Raw genomic sequence first — 19,400 nt, 5'->3', positions numbered from 1 at the left:
GTAATGTATTGTGTGAAAAACAACCACAAACACAACTAACAGGGAAAATACTCATGCAGTCATTAGTTGATTTTCTGAATGGAATTATTTGGAGCCCGGTACTGATCTATTTGTGCCTTGGCGCAGGTTTGTTCTATTCAATCATGACGCGTTTTGTACAAATTCGTCACTTCTTTGAGATGTGGCGCTTATTACTTTCAGGGAAGAGTTCAACAAAAGGGATATCATCATTTCAGGCACTTGCCGTTTCACTATCTGGCCGTGTAGGTACAGGTAACATTGCTGGTGTTGCTGCTGCTATCGGTTTCGGTGGCCCAGGTGCCGTATTCTGGATGTGGGTCGTTGCCTTCTTTGGCGCTGCAACCGCATACGCAGAATCAACACTTGCACAAATTTATAAAGAAGAAGACGAAGGCGAGTTCCGTGGTGGCCCTGCTTACTATATTGAGAAAGCAATGGGACAAAAATGGTACGCTTGGATCTTTGCTATCGCGACCATCTTTGCTTGTGGTGTTCTACTTCCTGGCGTTCAATCGAACAGTATCGGTAACGCAGTAGAAGCCGCATTTGGCTCAGGTGACATGATTGAAACCGCTATTGGTACCTTCAGTTTTGCTAAAATTTTCACTGGTACGGTTGTTTGTGTCATTTTGGCTTTCATCATTTTTGGTGGCGTAAAGCGTATCGCGAACTTTACCCAAGTCGTTGTGCCATTTATGGCGTTAGCTTACATCATTACTGCGTTTGTCATCATCCTTCTAAACATTGGTGAGGTTCCACGCATTTTCGGCATGATCATTGGTGACGCGTTCACACCAATGGCAGGCGTTGGTGCAGCAATCGGCTGGGGTGTAAAACGTGGTGTCTACTCCAACGAAGCAGGTCAAGGTACTGGTCCTCACGCAGCAGCAGCAGCGAGTGTTGATCACCCTGCTCAGCAAGGTCTTGTTCAATCTTTCTCTATTTACATCGATACACTACTTGTGTGTTCAGCAACCGCGTTCATGATTCTTATCACTGGCGCGTACAACGTAAATGGTGCGATTGAAGGTACATTCCTGGTTCAAAACCTACCAGCGGATATTGGTGCAAATGGCCCTGTGTTTACACAGATGGCGATCGAAAGCGCACTACCTGGCGTGGGTAAACCATTCATCGCAATCGCTCTATTCTTCTTCGCGTTTACGACCATTCTGGCTTACTACTACATTGCAGAAACGAACATTGCTTACATTCGTCGTACGTTCAAAGTAAATGGACTGATGTTTATTCTGAAAGTCATCATTATTTCATCCGTGTTCTACGGAACCGTGAAAACCGCCAACTTAGCATGGGCGATGGGTGATGTAGGCGTAGGACTGATGGCGTGGCTAAACATCATCGGTATTTTGATCATTTTCTTTATGTCGAAGCCTGCACTCAAAGCACTGAACGACTACGAAGAGCAACAAAAACGTGGTGTGACCGATTTTACATTTAACCCTGTTGCACTGGGCATTAAAGGCGCAGATTACTGGGAAGATAAGTACCGACGTAAAACGGGTAAAGCTCCAACGGCAGACAGCAATAGCGCAGAAACTGTTGAGCAACCATCAACGTAGCGTTATCACATAAATAAGAAAAAGCAGTGGTCCGATTGAGGACATAAAAAAGGGGGATTAACCAATAGTTAATCCCCCTTTCTTCATTATGAGTAACAGCTTAGGCGATAACCGCTTCAACTTTACGAGCGATTTTTGCTTTACCGACAGGTAACACTTCACGACCAAATTCGTTGTTCAGTACTTGCGCCATTGCGAAGTAAATTGCACTTGCGCCACAGAAGATACCCTCGAAGCCAGCGATAGCACCGATCACTTCGCTACCAGTGAAATCACGAGCAGCAAGCAAGAAGAACAGGATAGTTAGAGAACCAAATACCACTTGCTTCGCTGTTGGGTAACATAGAGAACCAATGAACATGAAACCAGTGAAGATGCCCCAAAGCGCTAGGTACCAACCCATAAAGCTTGCAGGGCTTGCAGGAAGACCCATGTGAGGCATTACGATTAGACCTACCAATGTTAGCCAAAATAGACCGTAAGAAGTAAACGCAGTTGTGCCGAATGTATCACCGCGTTTAAAGCACATGATGCCAACGATTACTTGGCTAAGGCCACCGTAAAAGATGCCCATCGCTAGAATCATAGAGTCAATTGGGAAAAATCCTGCATTATGAATATTGAGCAGAATAGTGGTCATACCGAAACCCATAAGACCTAGCGGTGCTGGGTTAGCCAGTTTTGTCGACATGTACAAATACCTTTTTTCAAAAATGTTGATAAAAAATGCGCGCGAATTTTAATGGGCTCCAGAACAAAAGAGAAAAGCTGTTATTGAAAACTTAGATTCCATAAATAAACCACTACATATATAAAAAAGACCCTGCAAAAAAGCAGAGTCTTTATAGATGGTTAGGTTGTTTTTTACTCGATCACTGACAAGAAATCTCGTCCCAGAACCAGTTGCTTTGCGTTGGGCTTTCCCACACTCCTGGGCCATTTTTCGCAACAAAACATTTGTTTTGGTACGTCACTTTATCGCCGTTAGCGACTTGCGTTACACCCGGCTCCCACTGAATAAAATTGCCTGTCACTGGTGGTTCTGGCTCGGTTACTGGCGGCTCTGGCTCAGTCACCGGTGGTTCAGGTTCCGTTGTAGGCGGCTCCGTAGGAGTGCCTGAAACCAGCTTCCAAGGGTCTCCTTTCGTTGGCTCATTACCTTGTGACCACCATTTCGCTTCGTAAACAGCACCTTGGTAAGAAACTTGATCACCCGTGTTATATACTTTGCCAGAATCCCAAGCTGCCACACCACCTACAGGCGGATCGACCGGATCCACTGGGTCTAACTTGTCAACTACACGAACTTCTGGCCAACCCGCATGAGATTGGTAGAAGTTAGTTACACATTTCTCATAGTCACCCGCAACTAGCGCAGAGTAAGCCGTTTGGAAACCAACAAGTTCACATTCAAAAGAGTGGCCTCCCGGACGATCTGAGTAGTATTTCCAGTTCCCATCCCAGTTGGTGTACAACACGTCTGTCGCACCATTCAGATTTAAGCTGCCGTAAGGCGTCTGCTGCCAACAGGTATTGGTCTCATCGGCTTCAATTGGAATTTGATAATGAGCGGCAAGTCCTTCCCAATAGCGAATACGGTTAACAGGTTGACCTTTATCTTTGTTTTGCTCTCCACACTCAATACCACCATTGATCACGTTGATGGTGGTACCAAAGCCGTAACCAATGCCAGCATCAAGCTCACGCTGTGAAGGCACCCAAGTACGGTCAATCACATGTAGCATTGCAGGTTTCGGTGCTTGTGGGGTTAGGAAGAACCAGATAGCCGATGCTAAGTTCAGCCACGAATCCGCAACCAAGCCTGGATTTTTCAGCAATACAGATGCATCGCCATCAAACATCACTTCAGAGAACGCGCCATAGTTAAAATGGTAAGAAAGCTGCTTTGCACCACGTCCAAAGTAACCTTGTCCAGACTCACATGGCCAGCGTTTGTTTTGCCAGTCATTTTGACCACAACCTGTTGTGTAACCTTCTTGCCCTTCAGACCATCCCATTTCTCGCACATGAACCAAAGCTTGCTGCCACTCTTCCAACCCTAGCGGATTATCCGATACGTTATCAATCGAAATATGGCCACCGGTTTCTTGTGCAAAGTGAGCAAACGCTGTCACGATCGATTTTTTACAAATTGCATCCGAATCACGACCGTCTGTGTACTCACCACAGAATGCAGGGAACTTACCAATTGCACGTAGGAAACGCGTGTAAGTGTATTCAGGTGCCGCCATTTGAGTCAGGAAGTCCCACTCACTTTCGGGGAATACACGCTCTACACGCTTCACGTTTTCTGGGTTGGTTGTCGCCCCTGGAACAATCGCTTCAACCACTGAGTTCGGGCGTGTCTCTAATGCTTGTGACCAAATGGCATACATAGGATCAGAAGTTTTGCTTTGCTCTACGGCTTGAACGTCACCACGAGCAATAACATAACCATTCGGATTTTGCGGATCGGGCTGAATATTCATACTCGCATTCACTTGTGCTGCTAAGACACAACTCAATGCAAGAGGAAGATGTTTGAGTGCAAACATGTCTAGTCTCCGGATTTCAACAATACAATATACGAGGAATAACTAGACATATAGTGGATCATATATACGAAACACCGAGCCAAGTACGTTGATTCTGCGAGACAAAATGAATAAATAGGTCCTCACACACATTTTGTCACAAGAAAAATGTTACCTTGACTCAAAAGAAAAGCGGAGACCCTGTGAGCCTCCGCTTTGTGATGTTTCTCTCTTTATTGTTCTGCCGAAACCACCTCTAGCTTCGCGGTTGACTTTTGTTTAGACAGCACAAAATAAACCACACACTGAGAAATAATTGCGGCAAGCACAATCACTGGTGAGGCGTTGATTCCAGCTAAAAGAAAACACCCCAATGCGATCATTCCATTGAGTAATGCGTAAGGCAATTGTGTACGGAAGTGCTCATACTGTTCACACCCCGCTCCTGTCGACGACAAAATCGTAGTTTCAGAGATGGGAGAACAGTGATCGCCAAACAAGCCACCAGATAATACCGCACCAATACAAACCAACAGTGGTGCATCAATCGCGACGGCAGTTGGGATCACTAATGGCATCATGATGGCAAACGTCCCCCAAGATGATCCCGTAGCGAACGAGATAATACCGGCCAGTAAAAACGCAACCGCTGGCAATAACCAGTAAGGGAAACCGGCTTGAGCTTGTTCAGCAATGTATGCAGCTGCACCTAATTCTTTCCCAACCGAGCTAAGCGCCCAAGCCAATACCAGAATCACCGCCACTGACATCATGTTTGACATCCCTTTCAGATAAACCTGAATACCATCCGAAAGCTTTCTTACGCCATAAAACGCCATCAGCGCAATTAAAGTGAAGGCCGCGAAGAAATATGCAGAAGAAAGTGCAGCCCTAAACGTTGATCCTGCCACTTTTTGAAATGGAAAACCGTGTGGCACGAGGATGGTACATAGAACCACCAGCATAACGAGCAAAGGTGCCCATACAAAACTAGATTTTGCATTTTTATGCGTAAACACATTCATGGACTCCTGCACTTTCCCAAAGTCGGAGCCCTGCTCTGCTAGTTGCTCAGCCTTCGCCATCGGTCCGAAATCTAATTTGAAGAAAGAGACAATCGGCACAATCGCGATCGCAAGAAAGGCGTAAAACTGATACAGGATCGCACCAATGAAAGCATCCCAATCACTCATACTGACATTCAGGGCAGTAAACTCTTTTTGAATCAACCCCATGATGTAAACGCCCCATCCGATAAAAGGGATCAAGATTGCGACGGGAGAGGAAGTAGAGTCGATAATAAAAGCTAATTTTTGGCGTGATACTTTTAACTTATCAAATAAAGGGCGAAAAACAGGACCAACAATCAACGGTGTACCAAGGTCAGAGAAGAAAATAACCACACCACCGAACCAAGCGGACAGTTGAGCTTGGCACTTACTCGCCACCCATTGAGTGACCTTTTTAGCAAACGCCACACCACCGCCAGATTTCTCCATCAAGGCAACAAAGCCACCAATAAAGACCAAGAGCAAAATGACGCCCGCATTGTAGCTGTCAGTTAATTGCGGCAGTAGATAGCTTTTCATCAATGCACTAAACGAGTCTAGTGGCCCTTTTTCGACAAATGTCCCTTCAAGCATAGCGACACCACTCACCACACCGGCGAATAAACCAACAACGACATTTCTTGTGGTCAGCGCGAGGAAAAGAGTAATAAGGATGGGAATGAGAGAGGTAACGTCAGCCTGTTCCATAGCAATACCATTTATGATAATTAAACAATTAAAATGAATATATATTTAATTTAACCGCATGTATATATCTCTCAAAAAAAGTTGAGCCACCTCTTCACAAACTTGAAGTACAAAAAAACCAGCCCGAAGGCTGGTTCTTATAAACTCAACTGTCTAGAGGAAAATTATTCCCACTCGATTGTCGCAGGTGGCTTACCAGAAATGTCGTAAACAACACGAGAAATGCCATCAACTTCGTTGATAATACGGTTAGAAACCTTACCTAGGAAGTCGTATGGTAGGTGTGCCCAATGAGCAGTCATGAAGTCGATAGTTTCTACCGCACGTAGAGACACAACCCAATCGTACTTACGGCCATCGCCCATTACACCAACAGAACGAACTGGTAGGAATACCGTGAACGCTTGAGATACTTTGTCATATAGGTCTGCAGCGTGAAGCTCTTCAATAAAGATAGCATCAGCACGACGTAGCAAGTCACAGTATTCTTTCTTGATTTCACCAAGAACACGAACACCTAGACCTGGACCTGGGAATGGGTGGCGGTAAAGCATGTTATAAGGCAGGCCTAGCTCTAGACCAATCTTACGTACTTCATCTTTGAACAGCTCACGTAGTGGCTCAACAAGACCCATTTCCATGTCATCTGGAAGACCGCCCACGTTGTGGTGCGATTTGATCACGTGCGCTTTACCAGTCTTAGATGCAGCTGACTCGATTACATCAGGGTAAATCGTACCTTGAGCTAGCCATTTCGCGTTTTTCAGCTTCTTAGACTCTTCATCGAATACATCTACGAATACGTGACCGATAGTCTTACGCTTCTCTTCTGGGTCAGACTTGCCTTCAAGTGCTTTGAGGAAGCGTTCTTCAGCGTCAACTTTGATAATGTTCAAACCAAATTGGTCGCCGAACATATCCATAACTTGTTGACCTTCGTTTAGACGAAGTAGACCGTTATCAACAAATACACACGTTAGCTTGTCGCCGATTGCGCGGTGAACCAGCATCGCAACTACCGATGAATCAACACCACCAGATAGACCTAGGATAACTTCGTCGTCACCCACTTGCTCTTTAATGCGAGCAACCGCGTCTTCTATGATAGATTCCGAAGTCCATAGACGCTCACAGCCACATACGCCAAGAACAAAGTTCTCAAGCATTTGTAGGCCACCTTTTGTGTGTGTCACTTCTGGGTGGAACTGAACACCGTAGTATTTCTTCTCTTCGTTCGCCATCGCAGCGTAAGGACAAGTGTCTGTCTCACCAACTTTTACGAAATCGGCTGGGATCTCTACTACTTTGTCGCCATGGCTCATCCAAACGTCTTGAGTTGCTTCAAGGTCTTTAAATAGAGCACATTCACCAGAAACTTTAACCTGAGCGTAGCCAAACTCACGTTCGTTAGAGCCCGCTACTTTGCCTCCTAACTGTTCCGCCATGGTTTGCATGCCGTAACATACGCCAAGCAAAGGAACACCAGAATCAAACACATATTGAGGCGCGCGTGGAGAGTTCTCTTCCGTTACGCTTTCTGGACCGCCAGATAGGATAATGCCATCTGGGTTGAATTCGCGAATATCCGCTTCTTCTACATCCCAGCTCCATAGTTCACAGTAAACGCCGATTTCACGTACGCGGCGTGCTACTAATTGAGTGTACTGAGAACCGAAGTCCAAGATCAGAATACGTTGGTCATGGATATTTTTAGTCATTTTAAGCAGTCTTTTTAAGGCTAAGTGATTAAAACCGAGGCGAGTGTACTCGCCTCTTCTTAATGCTTCAAGGAAAAAGCAAACGTTTCCGTTAGGTAATTAGTTCCCTAGACGGTAGTTCGGCGCTTCCTTAGTAATTTGAACATCGTGTACATGAGACTCTTGCATACCTGCACCAGAGATACGTACAAATTCAGCTTTCGTACGCATATCTTCGATAGTTGCAGAACCAGTTAGACCCATGCTTGAACGTAGACCACCCATTTGTTGGTGTACGATCTCTTTTAGACGGCCTTTGTATGCGATACGACCTTCAATACCTTCTGGTACTAGCTTGTCCGCTGCGTTGTCAGACTGGAAGTAACGGTCAGAAGAACCTTGAGACATAGCACCAAGAGAACCCATGCCGCGGTAAGACTTGTAAGAACGGCCATTGTATAGAATCACTTCACCCGGCGCTTCTTCAGTACCAGCAAACATAGAACCAACCATCACACATGATGCGCCAGCTACGATTGCTTTACAGATATCACCTGAGAAACGGATACCACCGTCAGCAATAACCGGAATACCATAATCATTAGCCACTTCTGCCGCATCTGCGATTGCAGTGATTTGTGGAACTCCTACACCCGTTACAATACGAGTTGTACAGATAGAACCAGGGCCGATACCAACTTTCACTGCGCTTACGCCAGCTTCGATTAGTGCTTTAGCACCAGCACCTGTTGCTACGTTACCACCGATGATGTCTAGATCTGGGTAAGCTGCACGTGTTTCGCGAATGCGGTTTAGAACACCTTCAGAATGTCCGTGTGAAGAGTCGATAAGTAGAACATCAACGCCTGCTTCAACTAGAGCAGCAACACGCTCTTCGTTACCAGCGCCAGCACCAACGGCTGCGCCAACACGTAGGCGACCACGCTCATCTTTACATGCGTTTGGTTTACGTTCTGCTTTGTGGAAGTCTTTCGCAGTAATCATACCGGTTAGTTGGAACTCATCATTCACAACCAATACTTTCTCTACACGAGCTTCGTGCATTTTCTCTTGCACTTCTTCTCGTGTTGCACCTTCTTTAACTGCTGCCAACTTCTCTTTTGGCGTCATTACTGAAGATACTTTCTTAGAAAGGTCCGTCACAAAACGAACGTCACGACCAGTGATAATACCAACAAGCTCATTGCTCTCAGTGACAACAGGGAAACCTGCAAAACCATGTTTTTCAGTGAGTGCAACAACATCAGCGATGGTCGCGTCAGGGTTTACAGTAACCGCGTCAGTCACCATACCAGCTTCGAACTTCTTAACTTTACGAACTTCGGCTGCCTGCTGCTCAATAGACATGTTCTTGTGGATAAAGCCAATGCCACCCTCTTGCGCTAGCGCAATTGCTAGACGAGCTTCAGTAACAGTGTCCATAGACGCTGAAATCATTGGGATGTTTAGGGTGATGTTCTTAGTTAGCTGAGTGCGAAGATCAGCTGTGTTTGGGAGAACGGTGGAGTGTGCTGGCACAAGTAGTACGTCATCGAATGTCAGCGCTTCTTTGGCAATTCTTAGCATTTGCAATATCTCACAATTAGAAGAGTAAAAAGAACAATCCAATCTCATCGTTTCGCATAATGAGGGTAACCTGTGTTAGCAACAAGCTACATTTGGATTAGATATTGCGGAGGGATTATACGGTTAACGCAATCGCTTGACCACAAATTTTTTAATTTTTTTCTTGCAATTACCCCCTTGCTATGTATTATATTGCCGCTAATTTCCATACTCACGTCTAAGAGATTAGCTGTGCTCTCCAAGACCAATCAAAACATCTTTACTGTTTCTCGTCTCAACGCAGAAGTTCGTTTACTCCTTGAAAACGAAATGGGGATCGTTTGGCTCGTCGGAGAGATATCCAACTTTTCAGCTCCTGTCTCTGGTCACTGGTACCTCACTCTTAAAGACTCTCGCGCTCAAGTTAAATGTGCCATGTTTCGTGGTAACAATCGCCGCGTTACTTTCAAACCCGCTAACGGTAATCAAGTCCTAGTAAAAGCTCGTCTGTCTCTTTATGAGCCTCGCGGTGACTACCAATTGATCATCGAAAGCATGCAACCGGAAGGTGATGGCCGTCTTCAACAAGAGTTTGAAGAGCTGAAAATGAAGCTTGCAGCAGAAGGGTTGTTCGCGCAAATCAATAAGCAATCTTTGCCTGAGCACCCTAAACGTGTTGGCGTCATCACATCGAAAACTGGTGCCGCGCTTTACGATATCTTAGACGTATTGAAACGTCGTGATCCTTCCCTACCTGTTGTGATTTATCCGACAGTGGTACAAGGTGAGGACGCAGCCATTCAAATTGCACAAGCCATTGGTCGCGCTAACAGCCGTGATGAATGTGATGTGCTAATTGTGGGCCGAGGTGGTGGTTCATTAGAAGACTTATGGTGCTTTAACAACGAGATATTAGCTCGCACGATTGCAGCAAGCCAAATTCCTATTATTAGCGCCGTTGGACATGAAGTTGACGTGACAATAGCTGATTTTGTCGCCGACGTACGCGCGCCTACTCCATCAGCAGCCGCTGAGCTAGTAAGCCGTGATAACAGCCACAAAGATCAAGCTTTAGTTACCCGCCAGCATAAGTTAGCGAGCGCGATGCGTTACTACCTAGCACAACAAAAGCAGCAATCTGCTCAATTAGTGCACCGTCTAGAGAGACAGCACCCAAGCTATCGCTTGCAACGTCAGACGCAACAGTTAGATGAGTTGGACATGCGCTTACAGCGAGCGATGAGTCGTTTTATTGCCTTGCGTCAACAGCGAATCGAGCGTCAACATTATCGGCTGCAATTAAATTCTCCTGTAACACGCCTTGCCGAGCAGAAGTCGAAGCTAGAACGTGTTGAGCAAAAGCTCATGGATGCAATGGATCGCAAATTACTGACTATGCGCCATCAACTCGCGATTGCTGCAGAGAAGTTAGACACCGTCAGCCCACTAGCGACATTGAAACGAGGTTACTCAATTACTCAAACTGAGCAAGGTAAAGTGATTACTCAATCTTCAGATGTAAAATCGGGAGATGTATTGATTACTCGATTAGCCGAAGGCGACGTTCGCTCTACCGTTAACTGAATACAAACTCTGGTTAACTGATTTTCTGGAACTCAAATCGGACACGTGATTTTGATTTGAGTTCATTACACACATTACAAAAGTAACTCGCAGCACCGCATGCTTGCAGCTTCTCCAGCTCCGCCTCACAATCAGGGCAAAAACCTACTTTTTTAAAATCCGATTCACACTGTTCACAATGGTATTGTCCTGTCCATTCCAGTTCGACATTGCAAGTCGGGCAAATGTTCTGCTGCATATCCCGTTCCTCTCTCTAAACTAAGCAATTTCGAGTAACGCATGCTACTCAAAATAGCGAACAAGTATGTTGATCTTCATCACCGCCCCAACAAGTTTCACGAGGCGTTAACCATACTTGATACGTAGGATCTTATACTGATCGTCTGATATTTACTCCTTGATCAGCGATCACCCCTTAAAAGAATATTTATATAACCACACACCGAAAGCATAAGTTACATATTCTGCATTCCAATTTAAGACAGAATAAAAAACCTTAAAGAGATTTAATTAAACGAAAAATCAGAATTTAATAAAAAGATCTTATTCAAAAAGCAGTGTTTACATTGGTGTGCATTTCGATAGTTTGAGCGTCGAGCTTAACGAGTTTAACTTGGATAAAAGCAAACTCATTTAAATGGCTCGCATGCGTTCCACCACAAGGGATTACCGCTAATTGACCTTCCCCTAAATCGCACTTCCAATAGCGAGAATCCGTTAATCTGTCACCGTGGCATTCCATGGTGATCATCGCATCTCGTCGAAGCCATTCCACAAGTTGGCTATTCACTTTTTTTGCAATCGCCTGGAGGTCATTCAGCATATCTGCACTGTTTAATCCTCTTTTACGGAGTGTTTTGCCTAAACGGTACGTATCGAGGCACTTGTCTGGAGTAACATAACTCGTAACTTGTGCATAGCTATTAAAGTCATAATAACCATGTGGGTCTTTGCGGTCTGCGTCTTTTCGCCAATAGTCTTCCGCTAGTACTTTATTCAACGCCAAATACGCTAAGTGTCCTGCAGTGTGGCCTCGACTCAAAGCGCGTTGGTAATCCTTATCTACCGCCAATGTCACCAAATCATCAGTAACAAGTGATTCCGTACGTGATAAAACATGCACAACGACAAACACCCAACCTTCAGCATCACGCTTTACAGGGATGTCACTACCCACATACAGAGCACCACTTTCCTGCTCCACTGCCCCAACTTGGCAATCTACTACGTCATGCTCAGCCCCATTCACCTTCAACGTTCCTTTGTCTGCAGGGTGATCCGGCCATATGTGACTAACGGGATGGAACGGCGTGACATCTGTAATAACGTAAGTCACTTCTTCCGTATATTGAACGAGCTGTATTTGTGCTTCTAATTGCCATGTTTGATGACAAAAACGAGTCTTTGTTGCTGTGATAGTCATTTTTACGATTACTTTTGATAAAAAAATACCCAAGTAGAAACTTGGGTATTCGAATTTCATTATTTATTGCGGTTTTTCACTATCGACATCATACGCTTACGTTTACGCTCTTGTGATAGCGTAAGCTTATTCGTACGGTTCTCGTATGGGTTATCACTGTTGTGGAAGTTAATGCGAATCGGTGTTCCCATAATTTCCAGAGACTTACGGAAGTAGTTCATCAGATAACGTTTATACGAATCTGGCAATTCACGAACCATGTTACCGTGGATAACAACGATCGGTGGGTTGTAACCACCTGCGTGTGCGTATTTGAGTTTGATACGACGACCACGAACCATTGGCGGTTGGTGATCATCCACAGCCATCTTCATGATACGCGTCAGTACTGACGTACCCACACGCGTTGTCGCCGAGTTATATGCTTCTTGGATAGATTCAAACAAGTGACCAACGCCAGTACCGTGCAGCGCAGAGATAAAGTGGATACGCGCGAAGTCGACGAATCCTAGACGGCGGTCCAGTTCTTTCTTCACGCTTTCTTTCACGTCACTGTCTAGACCATCCCACTTGTTAACGGCGATGACAATTGAGCGGCCAGCATTCAGTGCAAAACCAAGCAAGCTTAGGTCTTGGTCTGAAATATTTTCACGAGCATCAATCACCAGTAGAACGACGTTTGCATCTTCTACCGCTTTCAGCGTCTTAACAACAGAGAACTTTTCAACCGTTTCATTGATACGACCACGACGACGAACACCTGCGGTGTCAATTAGTACGTATTCGCGTCCATCACGCTCCATCGGGATGTAGATAGAATCGCGCGTTGTACCAGGCATATCGTATACAACCACACGTTCTTCACCCAGAATACGGTTAGTCAGTGTCGATTTGCCTACGTTAGGACGACCGATGATCGCCAACTTAATCGGCTGCTCTTGAAGGCGTTTGAATTCAGCTTCTGCGTCTTCTTCAGTGTAATCTTCAACAAGAGGCTCTTCGTCTTCGAATCCAGTCAGGTCTTCAATCTCACCTTCTTCAGATTCACTTGTTAGTAGATCATCAAAGAATGGAGATAAAGCACGCTCAAGCAAAGCGGTCACACCACGGCCATGAGCAGCCGCAATCTGGTACATATCATCCACGCCGAGCTGCCAAAAATCAGCACACGCCGCATCGGCATCAATACCATCGATTTTGTTTACTACCAGCATCGCTGGCTTTTCAATTTTACGCAGATGCGCAGCAATTGCTTCATCTGAAGGTGTCAGACCAGCACGACCGTCAACAAGGAACAATACAACATCAGCCTCATCAATCGCGGCTAATGACTGTTCTGCCATCTTTGTTTCCACGCCTTCTTCTGTGCCATCGATACCACCAGTATCAATCACAATGAATTCGTGCTCTTCACCAAGTCTCGCCTGGCCATATTTACGGTCTCGCGTTAGGCCTGGAAAGTCCGCAACCAACGCGTCACGAGTGCGAGTCAATCGGTTAAATAGTGTAGATTTACCTACGTTCGGACGCCCTACTAGAGCTACAACAGGTACCATAACAACCTCTACAATAATCTTTCTTCTGTAGTTATAGGTAACGACTTGCTCGATGCCAAATCAAACCAGCTTTTTACCTATAACCACGTCAGGGTTAATAAATTCAAACAACAAAACGGCTCCTAGCTGTCACCAGCCAGGAGCCGAATGTGAATTATATCACGATATTATTCGTTAATGGTTAGTTTCTTTACATCGCCGTTGCGAGTTGTAATCACATAACCATCCGACAATAACGTCGGGCCAACAGCCAAGCCGCTATCATCGACAAACTGCTGCGCAACAAATTCGCCCGTTGAACGATCCATCCAGTGAAGGTAACCAAGCGTGTCACCGACAACGAGATAATTACCAACAATAACTGGCGCTGTAAGTTGTCGGTGCTCAAGCAAGCTGTTTTCCCACAACTCAGTCCCGCTTCGTGAATCAACGGCAACAACATGATCTTTTTCCGTTATCACAAAGATGCGACTACCATCTGTAGAAATGTCTGTCGCAGATGAGTAATTACGCTTCCAAATCGGGTTCGCTGAACGCAAGTCAATGGCGATAAGTTGACCATTGTATCCAATGGTGAAAAGAGTACCGCCTAGCACAATTGGCGATGAATCAACGTCAACCAAACGATCAATTTCTGTCGCGCCTTTTGGCGTACCAACAGGCTGTTGCCAAATCAACTGACCACGCTCAACGATAGCAGCTGCGAGTCGGCCATTTGCCGTTCCCCAAAATACACCGCCGCCAATTGCAGTCGGAGTACTGTCGCCACGTAAAGTTAAGTTCGGCACTTCTGTACTCAATGCCCAGCGTTGCTCACCTGTACTCTCATTAAGGGCAATCAACATGCCTCGGCTAGTATTGATGATAATAAGGCCTGAATCTGCAACTGGCTTCGCCAGTACCTCACCACCAACTTTTACACGCCAAACAATTTCACCTGTTTCTTGGTCAAGAGAGGTGACTTCACCATTCTCAGAGCCAATGTAAAGGTTTCCGTATGCCGCTGTGATACCACCAGAGAGACGAGCAATGACATCTTCTTCTAGGTCCGTTTGCCAACGTTGTTTACCGTTTTCAGGATCCAGCGCTTTTACTAAGCCATCACGACTTGCCACGAACAATGTATCATTCGCAAATACAGGGGATAGTTTTGAAAAGTAATGACCGACACCATCGCCAACCGACGTGCTCCACTCACTACTGGTTGTAAACTGACTGTCTACCTGAGGTAGTGGCGCCATTACAATGGTGTCTTTCTCACCTGCACAACCGGCAAGTACTCCCATTGTTAACGCCCCTAGCAAGGCTTTCTTAAAGACTCTTTTCATCCAATGCGGTCCTTATTTCGCCAGATCGTCCAATTTCATTTGTAGTGTCGGGCTTGCATCTGCCGCTTGCTGAGCTTCAGTATACGCAGCGTACGCAGCATCTTTGTCACCTTGGCGAATCGCAATATCGCCACGAAGTTCAGCAATACGACCTGTCCATGCTGTATCAGTGACGTTACTTAGCTCTGCCGTTGCAGCGTCGAAGTTACCCATTTCCGTCTCAATACGCGCAATACGGTAACTAATCAATGGTAACAACGCAGCATCTTGAGTGTTGCTTTGCGCCCACTTCAGTTGCTCCAATGCAGCAGAAAGGTCTTGAGCTTCAACTTGTGCTTTAGCAAGTTGTAGTGCAGCCAATACTGAATATTCTTTTACTTCATTTGACTCAATGAAAGCTTTCACGTCAGCTTGAGCATCAGTGCCTTTGTCTTGCAAAGCATTCATTGCTGTCGTGTAGCTTTGAGAAGCTGCTTCACTCGCCTGAATCACAGAATCCTGGTAGTAACGCCAGCCAAATAGACCACCTAAACCAACAACCGCACCGATGATGACGGCTTTGCCGTTTTCCTTCCACCAGTCTTTAATGGCTTCAACTTGTTGTTCTTCAGTATCGTAAAGTTCCACTTCCTGTCCTCTTAAAACATGTAAATGGCAGCTTAGCTGCCATTGTTCCTATTTCGTTTAAAGGCTCCACATTTGGGAGCCTTAGCTTACGAACTAGGATGTAATTTTGTTAGATTACTAAAAGACTTAAATCAGTGCTGCGATCTTTTCTGCAACTTCTGCTTGGTTGTAAGTCTCTTGCTCACCACCAGCTAAGTCTTTCAGTACTACGGTGTTATCCGCAACTTCGTTTTCGCCCAGAACCAATGCTACAACAGCACCAACTTTGTCTGCGCGTTTAAACTGTTTCTTGAAGTTACCGCCACCGAAGTGATTCATCACACGAACGCCTGGAACAGACTCGCGAAGCTGTTCTGCTAGCTTCATTCCTGCCATCATGGTGCCTTCACCCGCAGTGACTACGTACACGTCAACACTGCGACGAACGTCTGTCAGTTCCAACGTTTCTAGCATCAGTACTAGACGCTCTAGGCCCATTGCAAAGCCGACCGCTGGTGTTGGTTTACCACCTAATTGCTCTACAAGGCCATCGTAACGACCACCGCCACATACAGTGCCTTGAGCACCTAGGCTCTCAGTGATCCACTCAAATACCGTGCGATTGTAGTAATCCAGACCACGAACTAGACGTTCGTTAACTGTGTATTTGATACCTGCAGCGTCTAAAAGTTCACATAGACCTGCGAAGTGTGCTTTAGATTCTTCACCCAAGTAATCTGAAAGGCGAGGCGCATCACCTAAAATAGCTTGAACGTCTGGGTTCTTCGTATCCAGAACACGCAGTGGGTTCGTGTGCATGCGACGCTTACAATCTTCATCTAGCACATCAATATGTTGCTCAAGGAATGCAACCAGTGCAGTACGGTAGTCTGCGCGGTCTTCTTGAGAACCGATAGAGTTCAGCTCAAGACGAACATGTTCATTGATACCTAGCTCACGCCATAAACGCGCCGTCATCATGATAAGCTCTGCATCAACATCTGGACCATTTAGACCAAACACCTCAACACCACACTGGTGGAATTGACGGTAACGACCTTTCTGCGGACGTTCATGGCGGAACATAGGCCCCATGTACCACAGACGCTGTTCATCACGGTTGATCAGGCTGTTTTGGATACATGAACGTACACAACCCGCCGTACCTTCTGGGCGAAGTGTTAGGCTGTCGCCGTTACGGTCATCAAAAGTGTACATTTCTTTTGAAACGACGTCTGTTTCTTCACCAACAGCGCGGCTGAATAGGTTTGTTTCTTCAACGATTGGCATGCGCACTTCGTTATAACCGTATGCGCTAATTACATTTTTCACTGTGTTTTCTAGTTTTTGCCACAGTGGCGACTGAGTTGGGAGGCAATCGTTCATGCCTCGAATTGCTTGAATTGTTTTTGCCACAATACTTACCGTAATTCTCGTTGAGATTAATCTTGTACTTTAACTTCGATGCGGTTTTCGCCATTCATCATAGCTGCTTTCGCACGGATCTTAGCTTCTAGCTTATTCACAAGGTCATCGTTATCAAAGCGCTCTTTCTGGCGTTTACCATCTTCGTAGAATGCGCTCTTCTTGTTACTACCTGCTAGACCTAAGTGAGAAACTTCTGCTTCACCAGGGCCGTTTACCACACAACCGATGATAGACACATCCATTGGCGTGATGATGTCTTCTAAACGTTGCTCCAGTGCATTCACCGTACCAATCACATCGAATTCTTGGCGTGAGCAGCTTGGGCACGCAATAAAGTTGATGCCTCGAGAGCGAATGCGCAGAGATTTAAGGATGTCGAAACCGACTTTGATTTCTTCAACTGGATCGGCAGCCAAAGAGATACGCAGCGTATCGCCTATCCCTTCAGATAACAGCATACCTAAGCCAACAGATGACTTAACAGCGCCAGCTCGAGCACCACCCGCCTCTGTGATACCTAAATGAAGAGGCTGATCGATTTTCTTCGCCAGCAGACGATATGAATCCACCGCAAGAAAAACGTCTGAAGCTTTCACGCTAACTTTAAATTGGTCAAAGTTAAGACGATCGAGATGATCTACGTGACGCATCGCCGATTCAACCAAGGCTTCTGGCGTAGGCTCACCGTATTTCATCTGTAGATCTTTTTCCAAAGATCCACCATTGACACCAATACGGATCGGGATGTTTTTATCGCGAGCGCAATCAACAACAGCGCGAATGCGCTCTTCATTGCCGATGTTACCAGGGTTGATACGTAAACAGTCAACTCCGTACTCCGCAACTTTCAGCGCGATACGATAGTCGAAATGAATATCAGCCACTAATGGTACAGAAACTTGCTGTTTAATCAGTTTGAAAGCTTCTGCTGCGTCCATCGTAGGTACAGAAACTCGAACGATATCTGCGCCGACTTTTTCTAGTGCTCGGATTTGAGCGACTGTCGCTTCTACGTCAGTCGTGCGAGTGTTAGTCATTGACTGTACTGCAATTGGCGCACCATCACCAATTGGCACATCACCCACATAAATACGCGTCGATTTACGACGAATAATTGGAGATTCGTGTTGCATAATTTTTTATAACGGTAGAGTGAATCTAGCTACTTTGCCTGAAGTATACCCAGAAAGGTCGACAGGTTCACTTGCAAATGTCATTGTAACCCCTTCCGGTGCGCCTAATATCACTTTAAATGGCGCTTTTCCGGTAAGTTCTACATCTTGTCCTGGCTTATGAGTACCACTTACCAGCGTTTTACCATTGGTGTCTTTTACTTGAATCCAACAGTCCGCTTTAAACTTCATAGTAAGAAGTGTCATGCCTTCAGGTACTACTGGCGCAGGCTGTTCCTCTTCCGCCGCTTCAATCACGGCAACAGGTTCTTCAAAATCTACGCTTGTTGTATTTTCAGTTTCAGTCAGCAAAGGATCCGCCCCTTGCTCAACGGGTGCTTCAGTCAATTCAGCAACACCTTCATTAGTTGAAGCAACTTCTTCAGGAGTGCTTGCGATTAACTCTTCAGCCGTCATCAAATCGATATCAGCTAATTCTTGAGCAGTGGGCTGCGGCGCTTCAACACTCGAATCCGTTACTTCCTTAGTTAGGCTATTTTCTTGTTGGTTTTGCCACCACCATGCCGCTGAAATGCCAATAATGACCAGCCCGATAACCCAAGTAAGGAGCATAATACGGCTATTGTGCTTCTCGTCTTTTGTTTTACGAGAGAAGCTTTGCATTTCAATTTCTTGCTCTTGAGGCTGAGCATCGGCAGTCTGCTCTAACGCCGTCAAAACCACCTTCTCATCAAGACCTACGAATTTAGCGTAAGAGCGTAAGTAACCACGCGTAAATGTCGCGACTTGTTGAGATTCAAATCGGTTATTTTCAATATCTTCAATCACAGAAATGCGAAGCCTCAGGCGATCGGCAACTTGCTTTTGGCTCATTCCCAAGGATTCACGTTTGTTTTTCAGTAATGTGCCAGCTTCAATAGAGAGTGGCACTTCATTCGTATTTTCGTGTTCTGTCATAATGGCGGTATTTAATCTGTTTTAGTGGCTAACGTGGTCATGTATTTTCGTTATTGTTCTTAAGCCTCTTTAAAGATAGCTAGCCTAAACGCGTTAACCAAAAATAATAATTTTAAGAAACTCTCAGCGATCTGAGTGCGAATACCCGTTTTGCAAAAATCAGCAAAACGTATGTGAGAAAGTGCTGAGAATTATCGGTGTCATCGTTAGTGTTACATATCATGATAAGC

Annotated in this window: 15 protein-coding genes; 2 read left to right on the top strand and 13 right to left on the bottom strand. The window is 45.5% G+C overall.

Annotated elements, in window-relative coordinates:
• The first annotated feature begins 53 nt into the window (after positions 1-53).
• Positions 54-1,601: an alanine/glycine:cation symporter family protein gene (locus tag MTF70_RS18995; protein ID WP_005381681.1), complete on the top strand. Its 1,548-nt coding sequence runs from the start codon at positions 54-56 to the stop codon at positions 1,599-1,601.
• A gap of 100 nt (positions 1,602-1,701) precedes the next feature.
• Here the strand turns inward: MTF70_RS18995 and MTF70_RS18990 are convergent, their stop codons facing one another.
• The 5 genes from MTF70_RS18990 to guaB all read right to left on the bottom strand — a co-directional run bounded on the left by MTF70_RS18990 (position 1,702) and on the right by guaB (position 9,176).
• Positions 1,702-2,292, bottom strand: a complete 591-nt coding sequence (locus MTF70_RS18990) for a GPR1/FUN34/YaaH family transporter (protein WP_005381682.1) — start codon at positions 2,290-2,292, stop codon at positions 1,702-1,704.
• A 181-nt stretch (positions 2,293-2,473) separates the two neighbouring features.
• A complete protein-coding gene (locus MTF70_RS18985) occupies positions 2,474-4,156 on the bottom strand; it encodes a chitinase (RefSeq protein ID WP_005381683.1) in 1,683 nt (560 codons plus the stop codon).
• Between the two features lie 212 nt (positions 4,157-4,368).
• Complete coding sequence (locus MTF70_RS18980) at positions 4,369-5,892, bottom strand: Na+/H+ antiporter NhaC family protein (protein WP_205460832.1); 1,524 nt, start codon at positions 5,890-5,892, stop codon at positions 4,369-4,371.
• A 164-nt stretch (positions 5,893-6,056) separates the two neighbouring features.
• Positions 6,057-7,610 (bottom strand): glutamine-hydrolyzing GMP synthase, encoded by a 1,554-nt coding sequence (gene guaA / locus MTF70_RS18975; RefSeq protein ID WP_005383721.1) that lies wholly within the window; start codon positions 7,608-7,610, stop codon positions 6,057-6,059.
• 99 nt (positions 7,611-7,709) lie between these two features.
• Positions 7,710-9,176, bottom strand: a complete 1,467-nt coding sequence (gene guaB, locus MTF70_RS18970; RefSeq protein WP_042521181.1) for an IMP dehydrogenase — start codon at positions 9,174-9,176, stop codon at positions 7,710-7,712.
• Positions 9,177-9,407: 231 nt separating this feature from the next.
• On the opposite strand from guaB, the gene xseA reads away from it, so the two are divergent.
• Entirely contained in the window at positions 9,408-10,739 is a 1,332-nt protein-coding gene (gene xseA, locus MTF70_RS18965) for an exodeoxyribonuclease VII large subunit (protein ID WP_017633909.1), read from the top strand.
• 13 nt (positions 10,740-10,752) lie between these two features.
• On the opposite strand, the gene MTF70_RS18960 is transcribed toward xseA, so the two are convergent.
• From MTF70_RS18960 to rodZ, 8 genes are all read right to left on the bottom strand, one after another.
• On the bottom strand, positions 10,753-10,977 hold the full coding sequence (locus tag MTF70_RS18960; RefSeq protein WP_031780210.1) for a zinc ribbon domain-containing protein: 225 nt from the start codon (positions 10,975-10,977) through the stop codon (positions 10,753-10,755).
• Between the two features lie 309 nt (positions 10,978-11,286).
• The gene (locus MTF70_RS18955) at positions 11,287-12,162 is read right to left on the bottom strand and encodes a metal-dependent hydrolase (RefSeq protein WP_025768864.1); all 876 of its coding nucleotides are present in this window, start codon (positions 12,160-12,162) and stop codon (positions 11,287-11,289) included.
• 59 nt (positions 12,163-12,221) lie between these two features.
• Positions 12,222-13,718 (bottom strand): ribosome biogenesis GTPase Der, encoded by a 1,497-nt coding sequence (gene der / locus MTF70_RS18950; RefSeq protein WP_042521178.1) that lies wholly within the window; start codon positions 13,716-13,718, stop codon positions 12,222-12,224.
• Between the two features lie 167 nt (positions 13,719-13,885).
• Complete coding sequence (bamB, locus tag MTF70_RS18945) at positions 13,886-15,046, bottom strand: outer membrane protein assembly factor BamB (RefSeq protein WP_042521175.1); 1,161 nt, start codon at positions 15,044-15,046, stop codon at positions 13,886-13,888.
• A 12-nt stretch (positions 15,047-15,058) separates the two neighbouring features.
• Complete coding sequence (locus tag MTF70_RS18940) at positions 15,059-15,673, bottom strand: YfgM family protein (RefSeq protein ID WP_005381697.1); 615 nt, start codon at positions 15,671-15,673, stop codon at positions 15,059-15,061.
• Between the two features lie 126 nt (positions 15,674-15,799).
• On the bottom strand, positions 15,800-17,068 hold the full coding sequence (gene hisS / locus MTF70_RS18935) for a histidine--tRNA ligase (protein WP_005381698.1): 1,269 nt from the start codon (positions 17,066-17,068) through the stop codon (positions 15,800-15,802).
• 26 nt (positions 17,069-17,094) lie between these two features.
• Positions 17,095-18,213, bottom strand: coding sequence for a flavodoxin-dependent (E)-4-hydroxy-3-methylbut-2-enyl-diphosphate synthase (ispG, locus tag MTF70_RS18930; protein ID WP_005381699.1), 1,119 nt, complete (start codon positions 18,211-18,213; stop codon positions 17,095-17,097).
• Between the two features lie 6 nt (positions 18,214-18,219).
• A complete protein-coding gene (rodZ, locus tag MTF70_RS18925; protein ID WP_205460831.1) occupies positions 18,220-19,170 on the bottom strand; it encodes a cytoskeleton protein RodZ in 951 nt (316 codons plus the stop codon).
• Positions 19,171-19,400: the final 230 nt, after the last annotated feature.

Origin of the sequence: Vibrio sp. 2CM40D, assembly GCF_023161825.1 — a bacterium.
GTDB classification, from domain to species: Bacteria; Pseudomonadota; Gammaproteobacteria; order Enterobacterales; family Vibrionaceae; genus Vibrio; species Vibrio alginolyticus.
This window is presented reverse-complemented; position numbering and strand designations above follow the sequence as displayed.